This is a genomic window from Streptomyces sp. cg36, assembly GCF_041080675.1.
Classification (GTDB): Bacteria; Actinomycetota; Actinomycetes; order Streptomycetales; family Streptomycetaceae; genus Streptomyces.
In genome coordinates this window covers 4,222,073-4,236,796 of the sequence record NZ_CP163520.1, presented here as the reverse complement: position 1 = coordinate 4,236,796, position 14,724 = coordinate 4,222,073, and the positions used below count along the sequence as shown (strand labels likewise).

The window sequence follows — 14,724 nt, the reverse complement described above, 5'->3', positions numbered from 1 at the left end:
CGGGCGTCCCGCGAACGCCGCCCGTGGGCCACCGCCCGCCCCGCGCACGGCTACGCCGCCAGCACCGCCAGGTCCAGACGGCGCAGCCGGTCCGGGTCCGCCCGCAGGGTGATCCCGGTGATCCGGTCCCCCTCCAGCGTGAACCCGATGACCACCTTGAGCGCGCCGCCGGGCGCCCACACCGCGCCCACCGCACCGTCCACCAGGGCCAGTTGGGCCGTCTGGGCGCGCCCCTTGAACGTGCCCGCCACCGCCAGTGCCCCGCGCACCTCGCCCAGCGCGCCGACCTCCACGGTCGCGCGGTCGGCCCGCACCACCACATCGGGGTCGAGCAGTTCGAGGAGCGCGTCGAAGTCGCCCGCGCGCGAGGCGGCGAAGAAGGCGTCCACCACTTCCTTCTGGCGGGCCAGATCCGCGTCCGGCACCGGCGCCGACTCCTGCACCCGGCGCCGCGCCCGGCTCGCCAGCTGCCGGGTGGCCACCGTGGAGCGGCCCACCACGGCCGCTATCTCGTCGAACGGCACCATGAACATGTCGTGCAGGACGAAGGCGATCCGCTCGGCGGGCGCCAGGGTGTTGAGGACGACCAGCATGGCCAGCCCCACCGAGTCCACCAGCAGCACCTCGTGCTCGGGGCCGCCCGGCTCCTCGTGGATGTGCGCGGGGCGCGGCACGGGTTCGTCGTAGAGCAGCTCGCGGCGCGAGTCGCGCGAGCGCAGCATGTCGAGGCAGACCCGGCCCACCACGGTGGTGAGCCAGCCGCCGAGGTTCTTCACTTCGCGGGCGTCGGTCCGGCTGAGCCGCAGCCACGCCTCCTGAACGGCGTCGTCCGCCTCGCTCAGCGAGCCGAGTATCCGGTAGGCGACGGCCCGCAGATGGGTGCGGTTGGCCTCGAACCGCTCCGCGAGCCGTTCGCCCTCGTCCACGTTCACGGTCACTTCTTCCCCTGCCTCAGCCGTAGAGGTGAACCCGACTGTATCCGCTGCACCGTTCCTCGGGTACGCCGCTTTTTCTCCCAACTCCCTTGCAGATCATCGCATTTGGCGGAGGTCCCATGACCGTGTCCCCCCACTCGCCACCCTCCCGCGTCCCGTCCGTCACCCGGGTCGACGCCGCCCGCGCCCAGCGGCTGGAGGCGTTCGACCGCGGCTGGGCCTTCGAGCTGGGCGGCGAACTCTTCGAGCTGCCCCGCGAGCTGAGCCGGGACGCCGCCCGCAGGCTGCGGGCCGCCGGGGACGACGCCGGCGCCGCCCTCGACCTCCTCCTCGGCGAGGAGCAGAGCGCCCGGCTGCGCCGCCACCGCCCCTCCCCGTACGACGTCCAGGAGATCCTCACGGCCCACGGCCGGGACACCGGGCTCGGCCCGGGGGAAGGCTGCGCCTCGGCGTGTACGTGGACGCCAACGCCGAGGCGCTGGAAGCCGAACTCCTGCGCCACTACGGCGTCGACCTCCTGGACTGGTACCGCGGCACGCTCTCCTCGCGCCGCCTCGCCGTGCTGATCCGGCACCTGCCCCTGTCCGCGCCGCCGCAAGGCCGCTGACCGCCACCCCAGGAAGGCACCCCATGCGCACCTCCCCGACCGCCGCCCCGGCCCGTGCGCCACGGGCCGGGGGCCCCGCCGGCCACCGCCGCACCCACCACCGCCGCGCCCACCCCGAGGGGACCCCGCGCGGCACCGGCCCCCGCCGGACCGGCCGCGAGCGGCCCCGGGTCCCCGCCGCACCCACGAGGGAGGCGTCATGGTGAACAGCGGCCAGGCCGAAGGGGTCGCCATCGAACTGGAGCGGCTGCGGCGCGCGGTGGAGGTCGGCTTCGCCACCACCCGGGGCGATCTGGCGCTGCTGCTCCAGCGCGCCGACCAGACCGACAAGACGCTCGGCGAGCACGACGGGCGGCTCGACGCCCTGGAGCGCGGACGCTGGCCGCTGCCCGCGATCGCCGCCCTCACCTCCTGCGCCGCGCTCGCACTGAGCATCTGGCAGGGCACCGGCCACTGAACCGCGCGCCACCACCGAAGACCCGGCACCGGCCACCGACCCCTCGGCGCCGCCACCGAAGACCCCGGTACCGGCCACTGGATCCCGCGCCGCCACCACACACCTGGCAACACCCCGCGCACCACGTCCACTTGAGGAGCGATCCACCATGTCCGCGACCCACGGCAGCACCCCCTGCGCCCACGCCGGCGCCAACGCCACCAGCGGCGACTTCGTCCGCATGTTCCCGAACCTGCCGCCGCGCAAGGCCACCGGTCTGCCGCTCGCCCTGCGCTACGGCGCCCCCGGCGGCCTCGTCGACGGCGGGCAGACCTCCGACGGCCAGCTCCACCCGGAGGTCCCGGCCGGCTTCACCTTCCTCGGCCAGTTCATCGACCACGACCTGACCCTGGACGTCCTCTCCGTGCTCGGCGGACGCGCGGAGCCCGCCTCCCTCACCGACTTCCGCACCCCCCGCCTGGACATGGACTCCGTCTACGGCGCCGGTCCCGTCGTCAGCCGCCACCTCTACGACGGCTCGCCCCAGGGCAAGCTCGCGGTGAACCCCAACGGCGCCGACTTCGCCCGCATCGACGGCGACGTGGCCCGCATCGGCGACCCGCGCAACGACGAGAACATGCTGCTCGCCCAGCTCCACCTCCAGATGATCAAGTTCCACAACCGGGTCACCGATCTGCTGGCCCAGGGGCAGATCACCGACGCCTTCGGCCGTACGCTGCCGCCCAAGCCCGCCGACGAGCCCCCGACCCAGCAACCGGGCGCCACCCTCGACCAGTTGCTGGACGTCGACAACTACTACGAGGACCTGCACGCGTCCGCCAAGCGGCTGGTGCAGTGGCACTACCAGTGGATCGTGCTCCACGAGTTCCTGCCGAACTTCCTGGACCCGGCCGTGCTGAGCGACATCGTCGACAACGGGCCGCGCTTCTTCGACGCGGGCGAACGCCCCGTCATCCCGGTCGAGTTCTCGGCGGCGGGCTTCCGCGCCTTCCACTCGACCATCCGCTCCAGCTACCGCATCAACGAGCGGTTCTCCGGCAAGCTCTTCCCGGACAACCCGGACGCCCCCGCCTCCCCCCGCGTCGACCTGCGCGGCGGCCCGGTGCTGCCCGAGCACGCCATCGACTGGCGGTTCTTCTTCGACGTCTCGCGCTCGCTGAAGCCGCAGACCACCCGGCGCGTCCAGGGCAGCATCAACACCCAGCTGCTCGACCTGCCGGTCAGCGCGGTGCCGGGCGCCAAGCCGGGCGCGCTGGCCCGGCCGGTCGCCTCGCTGGCGGTGCGCAACCTGCTGCGCAGCGAGACGGTGGGGCTGCCGTCCGGCCAGGACGTGGCCCGCGCCATCGGGGACACCCCGCTCACCGAGGCCGAGCTGGGCACGGCCGAGCCCAGCTACCTCTGGTACTACATCCTCAAGGAGGCCGAAGTCCGCGCCCGGGGGCGCCACTTCGGGCCGGTCGGCAGCCGGATCATCGGCGAGACCGTGGTGGGCCTGCTGAAGGCCACCCCCTCCTCGTACCACCAGGTCTTCCCGGCCTGGCGGCCCACGCTCGGCGAGACGCCCGGCCGGTTCGAGATGACGGACCTGCTGTACCTGGCGGGCTCGATCAAGGACTGACGAAGGGCCGACGGCCGACCGGCGGGGCCACCGCCCCCGGACCGCCGCGCACGACAGAAGGGCCCGCGCCCCCTCCACGGGGTCGCGGGCCCTTCTCGCGTTGACGCGTCCTGCTCGTCGCCTTGCGGCTCGCCGTCTCGCGGCCTACTCCGACGGCCGCTTGGGCCGCCACACCACCAGCGCGCTGGTGTGCTGCACATCCGTGTAGGGCACGAGGTCGCGCCGGTAGGAGGCGTGCACCTGGGCCTCGCGCTGCTGCATCGCGGCGGCTGCCCCGTCCACCGCCGCCGAGAGCTCGGCGACGCGCTGCTGGAGCGCGGCCACCTGGTTCTCCAGCTCGATGATGCGCTTGATGCCGGCCAGGTTGATGCCCTCGTCCTGCGACAACTGCTGCACGTTGCGCAGCAGTTCGATGTCACGGGCCGAGTAGCGCCGGCCGCGCCCGGCCGTGCGGTCGGGCGAGACCAGGCCGAGCCGGTCGTACTGCCGGAGGGTCTGCGGGTGCAGACCGGAGAGCTGAGCGGCGACCGAGATGACGTACACCGGCGATTCGTCGGTCAGTTCGTACGGATTGCGTCGTCGGCCGTCCATCTCATGCTCCCTTCGCGGCCTGGAACAGTTCTGCCCGCGGATCGGTGTCCGCAGTCGCCTCGCGGTACGCCTCCAGGGCCTCCCGCGCCTTGTCGCCGAGGTCGGTGGGGACCAGCACCTCGACGGTGACCAGCAGATCGCCGCGCGAGCCGTCCTTGCGGACCGCACCCTTGCCGCGGGCCCGCATCGTACGGCCGTTGGGCGTGCCGGCGGGCAGCTTCAGGGTGACCGGGGGCCCGCCCAGGGTGGGCACCTTCACCTCGCCGCCCAGCGCCGCCTCCACGAAGGTGACGGGCACGGTGACCGTGAGGTTGTCGTCCTTGCGGCCGAAGACCGAGTGGCCGTCGACGTGCACCACCACATAGAGGTCGCCCGCCGGGCCGCCGCGCTCGCCCGCCGCGCCCTTGCCGCGCAGCCGGATCCGCTGGCCATCGAAGACGCCCGCCGGAATCCTGACCTGCATGGTCCGGGACGACTTGGCCCGCCCGCTGCCCTTGCAGACGTCGCACGGGTTCTCCGCGATCAGTCCGCGGCCCTTGCAGTCCACGCACGGGTCGGTCAGCGAGAAGCCGCCGCCCGTACCGCGCGAGACCTGGCCGGTGCCGACGCAGGTCGGGCACACCCGGGGCGTGCCGTTCTTGTCGCCGGTGCCCGAACACGCCTTGCACGGGGCCTGGCTGGAGAGCCGGATCGGGACCGTGGCCCCGTCGACCGCCTCGGTGAAGCTCAGCGTCACCTCGGACTCCAGGTCCTGGCCCCGGCGCGGCTGCGTCCGGGTGCCCGGGCCCGCGCCGCCCCGGTTGAAGAGACCGCCGAAGACGTCGCCCAGGCCGCCGCCGAAGCCGCCGCCACCGCCCGCCCCGCCCTGGGCGCCCCCGAAGAGGTCGCCCAGGTCGAAGTTGAAGCTGCCGCCGCCGGCCCCGGGACCGGCCCGGAAGCCGCCGTTGCCGAACAGGGCGCGCGCCTCGTCGTACTCCTTGCGCTTCTTGGGGTCGCCGAGGATGTCGTTGGCCTCGGAGATCTCCTTGAAGCGCTCCTCCGCCTTGGCGTCACCCTTGTTGGCGTCCGGGTGGAACTCGCGCGCGAGCTTGCGGTACGCCTTCTTGATCTCGGCCTCGGTGGCGTCCTTGGGGACGCCGAGAACCTTGTAGTAGTCCTTCTCGACGAAGTCCTTCGTGCTCATCGACGTCCCTCCTCCCGGGCGACCACTTCATCCACGACCGCTGCGTCAGCCCTTGTCCGGGCCACCGCTCTCCTCGTCGGCCGGCTTGCCTTCCTTGCCTTCCTTGCCCTCCTTCGCCGCGCCCGGCTGGGGCTCGGCGACGGCGACCCGCGCGGGACGGATCGTACGCTCGCCGATCCGGTACCCGGGCTGGAGGATGGCCACGCAGGTCGTCTCGGTGACGTCCGGCGCGTAGCTGTGCATCAGGGCCTCGTGGACCGTCGGGTCGAAGGGCTCGCCCTCCTTGCCGAACTGCTGCAGGCCCATCTTCGCGGCGACCGTCTCCAGGGACTCGGCCACCGACTTGAAGCCGCCGGTCAACTCGCCGTGCTCACGGGCCCGGCCGATGTCGTCGAGCACCGGCAGCAGCTCGGTGAGCAGGCCCGCGACCGCGATCTCCTTGACCGTGACGCGGTCGCGCTCCACGCGGCGGCGGTAGTTCTGGTACTCCGCCTGGAGGCGCTGGAGGTCCGCGGTGCGCTCGGTGAGCGCCGTCTGGGCCTGGTCCAGCTGCGCCTGCAGAGCGATGTCCTTGGCTGCGTCCCCGGCCGGGGCCGCCTTCTCCGCCTTGGCGGAGTCGGCGGCCTTCGGCTCGGCGTCTTCCTGTGCGCCGGAGGGGACGTCGGGCTTCTCCTCGAAGCCCGGGGTCTCCTCAGACATCAGGCCGCGCCGCCCTTCGCGTCGCCCGGCTTCTCGTCGTCGACGATCTCGGCGTCGACCACGTCGTCCTCGGCCTTGGCCTGCTGGGCGCCCTCGGCACCCGGCGCGCCCTGAGCGGCCTGGGCGTCGGCGTACATCGCCTGGCCGAGCTTCTGGGAGACGGCCGCGAGCTTCTCGGTCGCGGTGCGGATCTCCGCGGTGTCCTCGCCCTTCAGCTTCTCCTTGAGCTCGGTCACCGCGGTCTCGACCTCGGTCTTGACCTCGCCCGGGACCTTGTCCTCGTTGTCCTTGAGGAACTTCTCGGTCTGGTAGACGAGCTGCTCGCCCTGGTTGCGGGACTCGGCGGCCTCGCGGCGGCGGTGGTCCTCCTCCGCGTACTGCTCGGCCTCCTCGCGCATGCGGTTGACCTCGTCCTTCGGCAGCGAGGAGCCGCCGGTGACGGTCATCTTCTGCTCCTTGCCCGTGCCCAGGTCCTTCGCGGTCACGTGCATGATGCCGTTGGCGTCGATGTCGAAGGCGACCTCGATCTGCGGCACGCCGCGCGGGGCCGGCGGCAGACCGGTCAGCTCGAACATGCCGAGCTTCTTGTTGTACGCCGCGATCTCGCGCTCGCCCTGGTAGACCTGGATCTGCACGGACGGCTGGTTGTCCTCGGCCGTCGTGAAGATCTCGGAGCGCTTCGTCGGAATCGTGGTGTTCCGCTCGATGAGCTTGGTCATGATGCCGCCCTTGGTCTCGATGCCGAGGGACAGCGGGGTCACGTCGAGGAGCAGGACGTCCTTGACCTCACCCTTGAGGACACCGGCCTGCAGGGCGGCGCCGATGGCGACGACCTCGTCCGGGTTGACGCCCTTGTTGGCGTCCTTGCCGCCGGTCAGCTCGCGCACCAGCTCGGCCACGGCCGGCATACGGGTGGAGCCGCCGACGAGAACGACGTGGTCGATCTCGGAGAGCTGGATGCCCGCGTCCTTGATGACGTTGTGGAACGGGTGCTTGCAGCGCTCCAGCAGGTCCGCGGTCAGCTGCTGGAACTGGGCGCGCGTCAGCTTCTCGTCCAGGTGCAGCGGGCCCTCGGCGGACGCCGTGATGTACGGCAGGTTGATCGAGGTCTCGGTGGACGAGGACAGCTCGATCTTCGCCTTCTCGGCGGCCTCGCGCAGGCGCTGGAGCGCCATCTTGTCCTTGCTCAGGTCCACGCCGTGGCCGGAGTGGAACTGCTTCACCAGGTAGTCGACGACGCGCTGGTCCCAGTCGTCGCCACCGAGGTGGTTGTCGCCGTTGGTGGCCTTCACCTCGACGACGCCGTCGCCGATCTCCAGGAGGGACACGTCGAAGGTGCCGCCACCGAGGTCGAAGACGAGAATGGTCTGGTCGTCCTTGTCGAGCCCGTAGGCCAGGGCGGCCGCGGTCGGCTCATTGACAATACGCAGGACGTTGAGGCCCGCGATCTCACCGGCCTCCTTCGTCGCCTGACGCTCGGAGTCGTTGAAGTACGCCGGGACGGTGATGACCGCGTCGGTCACCTTCTCGCCCAGGTACGCCTCGGCGTCGCGCTTCAGCTTCTGCAGGATGAAGGCGCTCATCTGCTGCGGGTTGAAGGTCTTGCCGTCGAGGTCGATCTTCCAGTCGGTGCCCATGTGGCGCTTGACCGAGCGGATGGTCCGGTCGACGTTGGTGACGGCCTGCCGCTTGGCGACCTCACCGACGAGGACCTCGCCGTTCTTGGCGAAGGCGACGACGGACGGCGTGGTCCTGGCGCCCTCTGCGTTGGTGATGACGGTGGGCTCGCCGCCTTCGAGAACGCTGACGACGGAGTTAGTCGTGCCCAGGTCGATGCCGACCGCACGTGCCATTTTGATTCCTCCAACTGACTACTTGAGTGGAACTGACTCAAGGATGCACGATCCATCCCACGCGGTCAACAGAACTGAGTCGCCCCGACTCAACTTTAGTGTGCGCGAACGCGTGACCTGCGGATACTCAACGGGGTGCGCTACATCACGCGCGCCCCGCAGCCGCTCCTCGCACCCCTAGAAGTACGTTCGCCTGCGGGCCGGCGGGGGCTTGTCGCGCAGTTCCCCGCGCCCCTGGGGGTCCGGCTGCCTGCGAACCGTGCTGGCTTGCTCGCGCAGTTCCCCGCGCCCCTTCCAGGCAGGGACTTCGCCTGCGGACCGTGCTGGCCTGATCGCGCAGTTCCCCGCGCCCCCAAACCCGACTTCGACCGCAGACCGTGCGTGGCCGGTCGCGCAGTTCCCCGCGCCCCTGAAAAGTCGGTGCCTGAGCCGATCGTTTCGGCCGCCCCACGCCCCTAGGAATGCCCCGGCAGCCAAAGCCCCCAGCTCAGCCCCACGCTTTAGAAGCCGTATCTCAACCGAACATCATCGCTTGATTTCCGCTGGTCAGGCATGGTCTAGCTCGGAATGAGGGAGGCATGCGGCGTCTTGTTTCGGCTCCGTGATCGGGGGGTGCGCGATGGCGTCGGTGCTGGGAATTCTGGAGGAGCGGGAGACAGCAGCCCGGGTGCGAGTGGAGGGTCTGCGGGAGGAAGTTACGCGGCTGGCTGGGGTGTTGGAGGCCGCGGAGATCGAGCTGGACCGACGGGTGATCGCGCGGGAGGAGCTGGTCGAGGCCCTGGCAGCCTCGGCTGCCGAGACCACCGCCGTGACCGCGGCGAAGGCGGAAACCGCGCCCTCGCCGGTGCCGGGTTCGATCGTGCCGCCTTGGCGCGAAGGACTGCCGGTGACGGTGCTGGCGCCGGACTATCAGCGGATTCTGGGCGTGCTCGACGAGCGGCAGCCTGCGGGCCAGGGGCCGCTGAAGGCCAGGGAGATCACGGCTCGGCTGGGCTTGGAGACAACGTCGGCGAAGGTCGAGGGGCGCGCTCGAAGGCCCGGCGCCTGGCCGAGCGCGGGTGGCTCCTCATGGAGGAGTCGGGGGCATTCAGTGCCGGGCGGCGGCCCGTGGCCGTGCCAGACGCCGGCTCATCCGCGTGACCATCGACCACCGGATCATCGCCTCGCTACTGGCCTACAACGTCTCGTAGTCCCGGCCCAGCCGCGCGAATGCATTAGCCACGCGAACGTGCGCTCTGCCACCCAGCGCCTGGGCAGCACCACGAACCCTGTCATGTCGTCGGTGCGTTTGACGATCTCCAAGGTCAGCGCGAGTCTGTCCCGGCACCAGTCGACGAGGGAGCCGGTGTAGCCGCCGTCGGCCCAGACGAGGGTGATGTCGCGGTGCAGACGGCGCAGCTGCTGCAGCAGGCCCGTAGCGGCGTCGCGGTCACCGATGTTCGCGGCGGTGACACAGACGACCAGGAGCAGACCGAGTGTGTCGGTCACGATGTGCCGCTTTCGCCCGGGCACTTTCTTCCCGCCGTCGTAGCCGCGTGAGGCGGCCGGCACCGATGGGGCGGCCCGCACCGACTGCGCGTCGATGATTCCCGCCGTGGGCTCGGCCTCACGGCCCTCGTGCTCACGGACCTTCCCTCGCAGCCGGTCGTGGAACTCAGCGATCAGCCCCTGCTCGCGCCAGCGGCGGAAGAAGGCGTAAACCCGGCCCCAGCCGGGGAAGTCCGCGGGCATCGCCCGCCACGAGATCCCGCCCGCGACCAGGTAGCGGACCGCGTCCAGCAGTTGGCGGTGGCAGTAGCCCTCGGGGCGTCCGCCCCTGCCCCTCAGCCAGGGCGGCACCGGCAGCAACGGCCGGATGGCCGCCCACTCCGCGTCCGTCATGTCCGACGGATATCGGCGTTCCCGGTCGGGATGGTCGGCCGCATTGCCGTACACGTGCGCGAGGCAATCACACGATCGTGCAGCCGAGTTGAACTGGACGGGCTCCAACGCGTACAACAACGACATCAGGGCCTCCCGGCACTGCTCGGTCAGATTCGCATCCCCGAGCTACCGAGAGGCCCTGTCTTCATGCGCGCACAACGGGAAGATCACCCCAGCGGGAAACCTGTTCGACCCGCACGTTCCATGATCGGTTGAGATACAGCTTCTTAGGGGCGCGGGGAACTGCGCGACCAGCCCACCACGGCCCGCAGACGAACGAGGCTTTTCAGGGGCCCGGGGAACTGCGCGAGAAGCGAGCACGGTGGGCGGACGAACGAGGGTTTCCAGGGGCGCGGGGAACTGCGCGAGCAACCCAGCACCGGCCCGCAGACGAAGATCCGGCCCGAAAAGGGGCGCGGGCAACCCGCCACCGCCCTACGCCGGAGGCGCCCCCTGGGGCGGGACCTGTTCCGACGGGTCGGGGGTGTCCTCCCGCAGCAGCACCACCTCACACCCCAACAACCGCCCGTCCCGAGGATCCACCAACCCCGGCCGCACGGACATCAGGCTCAACCCCAGCTCCCCCCGCCCCACCGCCAGCACCTCGTCGAACCCCGCCCCACCCTCGTACAGCGGCACCAGCGCGGCCCCCGCCTGAATCCCCACGATCTCGTCGGCGTACGCCCCCGCCCCCCGCAGCACCTCCCGCTCGTACCCCTGCACGGCGACCCGCAGGAACACCCGCTCGCCGGGCGCGGTGACCCGCTCCCACAGTTCGTCCAGCCGGTGCGCCTCCACGCTGCGCGTCCCGGTGTACGCGGTGTGCGGCGCGGCGGCCCGGTGCCGGGGCAGCATCGCCAGCGCCGAGCTGCTCACCCCCGCGTCCCCGGCGACGTTCAGCGTCAGCGGCCCCGTGCGCTCGCCCAGCGCGTACGGCAGCACCGACCAGCAGGGGTCCTCGGCGGCCCGCAGCCGCAGCTCGGCGCGGGGTTCGCGCAGCGGCTCGAAGGAGACGATCCGGCCCTGGTAGCCGCAGCGCCGCAGCATCGCCCCGTACGCACCCCCGTACGCCCCCACGTCCAGCACCAGATCGATCTCGTACCGGCGCAGCAGCTGGACCAGCCGCGCACCGTCCTCGGCGCCCGGGTGGCGGGGCGCGCGCGGGCGGGGCGCGCGGGGGCGCACCGCGCCCAGGCGCCGCACGGCCGCACGGGCGCGGGCGCGCAGCGGGCGGGGGCCGGGGGCGGTCTCGGTCGTCACGCGGATGCTCCTTCGGGGGCGGTCTCGGCGGCGGACTCGGTACGCGGGCCGGGGCGCTCGTCGCCGTAGACCGGCACCCGCAGCAGCGCCACCACCGCCACGGCCGTGCCGAGCGCCAGCGGCAGTACGGCGGGCGGCGGCAGGCTGCCGCCGTGGACGAGCAGCGCGGTGGCCGTCCCGGCGAGCGCGGCGAGCCCGAGGACGACCGCCGCGCCCTGCACGGTCAGACCGCCGCGGCGCAGCCGGTGGGCGATGTGGTCGGCCCCGGCGCGCGCCAGCGCCCGTCCGGCGCGCCGCCGCGACACCAGGACGAGGGCCGCGTCGGCCAGCACCACCGAGGTGAGCGCGAACAGGGAGGCGGCGGCCCGGGCGGGGCCCGCCTCGGTGTGGACGAGGACGGCGGCCGAGGCGAGCAGGAACCCGGTGAAGAGCGAGCCGCATTCGCCGAGCACGATCCGCGCGGGATGCCAGTTGTGCAGCAGGAACCCGGTGAGGGAGGCGGCCAGCACGCTGAGCAGCAGGGCGAGTCCGGGCCTGCGGTCGGCGATCGCGCAGACGGCGAGGCCGAGCGCGGTGACCGCGGCGACCGTGCCCAGGGCCCCGTCGGAGGCGTCCAGCAGGGTGAAGGCGTTGGTGACCAGGACGATCCACAGCACGGCGAGCGCGCCCGTACCGGGCGGGAGGCCGGACGCCAGCGCGACCACCACGGTCGCGGCGGCCGTCTGCACCCCGAGCCGCACCCGTACCCCGAGCGGGCGCAGGTCTCCGGCGAGTCCGAGCAGGGCGACCGCGCCGGCCGCGCCGAGGACCGGGGCGACGCCGTCGCCGAGCGGGGCGAGGTCGAGCGCCGGGCCCGCGCCGACGGCCGCGAGGGTGCCCGCGGCCACCGCGATGCCGCCGAGGCGGGGGGTGCGGTCCGGGCGGCTGCCCCGGGCGCCGCGGGCCCCGACGCGCAGTACGGCCGTACGGACGAGCGCGGCGAGCAGGGCGGTGCACAGCAGGGCGGCCACGGCGGCCGTGAGCCCGGAGATCATGCGCACCAAGTTAGATTGTTATGTCCGTGTATGGGCTGAATAACACGATGGACATTTCAAAAGTGGCGGACCCAGCACCGACACTGGTCACTGAGGGCGGCCTGAGCGACACAGATCACCGCGTGCGCGGCTACATCGCCGCCGCATAAATGGGTACGCTCAGACGAACTCAATAAGTTACTGCTTAGTAATCCCCTCGCAGGCCCGAGGAGCCCCAAATGCAACTCGCCGCGATCATCGTGTCGCTGGTCCTAATCGTGGTCGGCGTGGCGCTGTTCGGCCGTGCCGTCTGGCAGATCTACCAGTTCGTGCGGCTCGGCCAGGCGGTGCCCGCGGGCACCCGGACCGACCAGCCCGCGCAGCGCACCGTCACGGTGGTCAAGGAGTTCCTCGGCCACACCCGGATGAACCGCTGGGGCATCGTCGGCGTCGCGCACTGGTTCGTGGCGGTGGGCTTCTTCTCGCTGCTGCTGACGATCGTGAACGCGGTCGGCCAGCTCTTCCAGGCGGACTGGCTGATCCCGATCATCGGCGACTGGCTGCCGTACGAGATCTTCGTCGAGTTCCTCGGCCTGATGACGACGCTCGGCATCCTCACGCTGATCACCGTCCGCCAGCTGAGCAAGGCCGACAAGCCGGGCCGCAAGTCCCGGTTCGCGGGCTCCAACACCGGCCAGGCGTACTTCGTCGAAACGATCATCCTGATCGTCGGCGTCTGCATCATGACGCTGCGCGCCCTGGAGGGCGTCCAGCACGGCGTGGACGGCTACGAGGCCGGGTTCTTCGCCTCGTACCCGCTGATCCTGGCCTTCAAGGGCCTCAGCCTGACCGCCGTCCAGAACATCACCTACGCGGTCGCGGGCCTCAAGATCGCGGCCTCCTTCATCTGGATGATCACGGTCTCCCTCAAGACCGACATGGGCGTGGCCTGGCACCGCTTCCTCGGCTTCCCCAACATCTGGTTCAAGCGCGAGGCGGACGGCTCCACGGCCCTCGGCGCGCTCCAGCCGATGACCTCCGGCGGCAAGGCGATCGACTTCGAGGAGCCGGGCGACGACGACGTCTACGGCGTCTCCCAGATCGAGCACTTCTCCTGGAAGGGCATCCTCGACTTCTCCACCTGCACCGAGTGCGGTCGCTGCCAGTCGCAGTGCCCCGCCTGGAACACCGGCAAGCCGCTCTCGCCGAAGCTCCTGATCATGTCGCTGCGCGACCACGCGCACGCCAAGGCCCCGTACCTGCTGGCGGGCGGCGGCAAGGACATGGAGGGCAACGAGAAGGCGTCCGAGGAGCAGCTGAAGGACGTCCCGGCCGCCGCCCTGGCCGAGGCCGAGCGCCCGCTGATCGGCACCGCCGAGGAGAACGGCGTCATCGACCCGGACGTGCTGTGGTCCTGCACCACCTGCGGCGCCTGTGTCGAGCAGTGCCCGGTGGACATCGAGCACATCGACCACATCGTCGACATGCGCCGCTACCAGGTGATGATCGAGTCCTCGTTCCCGTCCGAGGCGGGCACGATGCTCAAGAACCTGGAGAAGAAGGGCAACCCCTGGGGTCTGGCCAAGAAGCAGCGCGTCGAGTGGACCAAGGAGGTCGACTTCGAGGTCCCGATCGTCGGCAAGGACGTCGAGGACCTGTCCGAGGTCGACTACCTCTACTGGGTCGGCTGCGCCGGCGCCCTGGAGGACCGCGCCAAGAAGACCACCAAGGCCTTCGCGGAGCTGCTGCACATGGCGGGCGTCAAGTTCGCGATCATGGGCGGCGACGAGAAGTGCACCGGTGACTCACCGCGCCGCCTGGGCAACGAGCCGCTGTTCCAGCAGCTCGGCCAGGAGAACGTGGCGATGCTGAACATGGCGTTCGGCGAGGACGACGAGGACGAGTCGACCAAGAAGCCGAAGTCGGCCAAGAAGATCGTCGCGACCTGCCCGCACTGCTTCAACACGATCGCCAACGAGTACCCGCAGCTCGGCGGCGAGTACGAGGTCATCCACCACACCCAGCTGCTCCAGCACCTCATCGACGAGGGCAAGCTGGTCCCGGTGACCCCGGTCGAGGGCCTGATCACCTACCACGACCCCTGCTACCTGGGCCGTCACAACAAGGTCTACACGCCCCCGCGCGAGATCATGGACAAGGTCCCGGGCCTGCGCCAGCAGGAGATGCACCGCCACAAGGAGCGCGGCTTCTGCTGCGGCGCCGGCGGCGCGCGGATGTGGATGGAGGAGCGGATCGGCAAGCGCATCAACAACGAGCGCGTCGACGAGGCCCTCTCCCTCAACCCGGACATCGTCTCCACCGCCTGCCCGTTCTGCCTGGTCATGCTGACCGACTCGGTCAACGGCAAGAAGAACGACGGCCAGGCCAAGGAGCACGTGCAGGTCGTGGACGTGGCCCAGCTGCTGCTCGACTCGGTCAGGACCCCGGCCGACCCGGCCGCCGCGGCGGACGAGGAGTCGGCCCCGGAGCCCGAGCCGGTCAAGTAGCGCGGACCCCTGCGGTCCACAGACGGCAGCGGCCGGTTCCCGCCCCCGAGGCGGAGACCGGCCGCTGCCGCGTTCGCA

12 protein-coding genes and 1 pseudogene are annotated in these 14,724 nt (G+C 71.4%); 5 read left to right on the top strand and 8 right to left on the bottom strand.

The genetic code is table 11. From position 1 onward, the window contains the following. Positions 1 to 50: 50 nt before the first annotated feature. Positions 51 to 926, bottom strand: coding sequence for a sigma-70 family RNA polymerase sigma factor (locus AB5J87_RS18910; protein WP_369383582.1), 876 nt, complete (start codon positions 924 to 926; stop codon positions 51 to 53). 128 nt (positions 927 to 1,054) lie between these two features. On the opposite strand from AB5J87_RS18910, the gene AB5J87_RS18905 reads away from it, so the two are divergent. The 4 genes from AB5J87_RS18905 (at position 1,055) to AB5J87_RS18890 (ending at position 3,617) form a co-directional block, all read left to right on the top strand. Then, positions 1,055 to 1,501: a hypothetical protein gene (locus AB5J87_RS18905; protein ID WP_369377977.1), complete on the top strand. Its 447-nt coding sequence runs from the start codon at positions 1,055 to 1,057 to the stop codon at positions 1,499 to 1,501. A gap of 64 nt (positions 1,502 to 1,565) precedes the next feature. Continuing rightward, positions 1,566 to 1,748 (top strand): hypothetical protein, encoded by a 183-nt coding sequence (locus tag AB5J87_RS18900; protein ID WP_369377976.1) that lies wholly within the window; start codon positions 1,566 to 1,568, stop codon positions 1,746 to 1,748. Further along, entirely contained in the window at positions 1,742 to 1,999 is a 258-nt protein-coding gene (locus AB5J87_RS18895; protein WP_369377975.1) for a hypothetical protein, read from the top strand. Before AB5J87_RS18900 ends, AB5J87_RS18895 begins: the two co-directional genes overlap by 7 nt. Before the next feature lie 148 nt (positions 2,000 to 2,147). Further along, entirely contained in the window at positions 2,148 to 3,617 is a 1,470-nt protein-coding gene (locus tag AB5J87_RS18890) for a heme peroxidase family protein (protein ID WP_369377973.1), read from the top strand. A gap of 144 nt (positions 3,618 to 3,761) precedes the next feature. Here the strand turns inward: AB5J87_RS18890 and AB5J87_RS18885 are convergent, their stop codons facing one another. The 7 genes and pseudogenes from AB5J87_RS18885 to AB5J87_RS18855 all read right to left on the bottom strand — a co-directional run bounded on the left by AB5J87_RS18885 (position 3,762) and on the right by AB5J87_RS18855 (position 12,160). Next, the gene (locus AB5J87_RS18885) at positions 3,762 to 4,208 is read right to left on the bottom strand and encodes a helix-turn-helix domain-containing protein (protein ID WP_369377972.1); all 447 of its coding nucleotides are present in this window, start codon (positions 4,206 to 4,208) and stop codon (positions 3,762 to 3,764) included. Position 4,209: 1 nt separating this feature from the next. Further along, complete coding sequence (gene dnaJ / locus AB5J87_RS18880) at positions 4,210 to 5,391, bottom strand: molecular chaperone DnaJ (RefSeq protein ID WP_369377971.1); 1,182 nt, start codon at positions 5,389 to 5,391, stop codon at positions 4,210 to 4,212. Between the two features lie 45 nt (positions 5,392 to 5,436). Next, entirely contained in the window at positions 5,437 to 6,090 is a 654-nt protein-coding gene (gene grpE / locus AB5J87_RS18875) for a nucleotide exchange factor GrpE (RefSeq protein WP_369377970.1), read from the bottom strand. Next, positions 6,090 to 7,943, bottom strand: a complete 1,854-nt coding sequence (gene dnaK, locus AB5J87_RS18870; RefSeq protein WP_369377969.1) for a molecular chaperone DnaK — start codon at positions 7,941 to 7,943, stop codon at positions 6,090 to 6,092. The genes grpE and dnaK overlap by 1 nt, the downstream gene beginning before the upstream one ends. Positions 7,944 to 9,030: 1,087 nt before the next feature. Beyond that, a pseudogene (locus tag AB5J87_RS18865) lies at positions 9,031 to 9,824 on the bottom strand (IS5 family transposase). Between the two features lie 477 nt (positions 9,825 to 10,301). Beyond that, complete coding sequence (locus tag AB5J87_RS18860; protein ID WP_369377968.1) at positions 10,302 to 11,126, bottom strand: FkbM family methyltransferase; 825 nt, start codon at positions 11,124 to 11,126, stop codon at positions 10,302 to 10,304. Beyond that, positions 11,123 to 12,160, bottom strand: a complete 1,038-nt coding sequence (locus AB5J87_RS18855) for an MraY family glycosyltransferase (RefSeq protein ID WP_369377966.1) — start codon at positions 12,158 to 12,160, stop codon at positions 11,123 to 11,125. Before AB5J87_RS18855 ends, AB5J87_RS18860 begins: the two co-directional genes overlap by 4 nt. A gap of 218 nt (positions 12,161 to 12,378) precedes the next feature. On the opposite strand from AB5J87_RS18855, the gene AB5J87_RS18850 reads away from it, so the two are divergent. Then, the gene (locus AB5J87_RS18850) at positions 12,379 to 14,646 is read left to right on the top strand and encodes a (Fe-S)-binding protein (protein WP_369377965.1); all 2,268 of its coding nucleotides are present in this window, start codon (positions 12,379 to 12,381) and stop codon (positions 14,644 to 14,646) included. Positions 14,647 to 14,724: the final 78 nt, after the last annotated feature.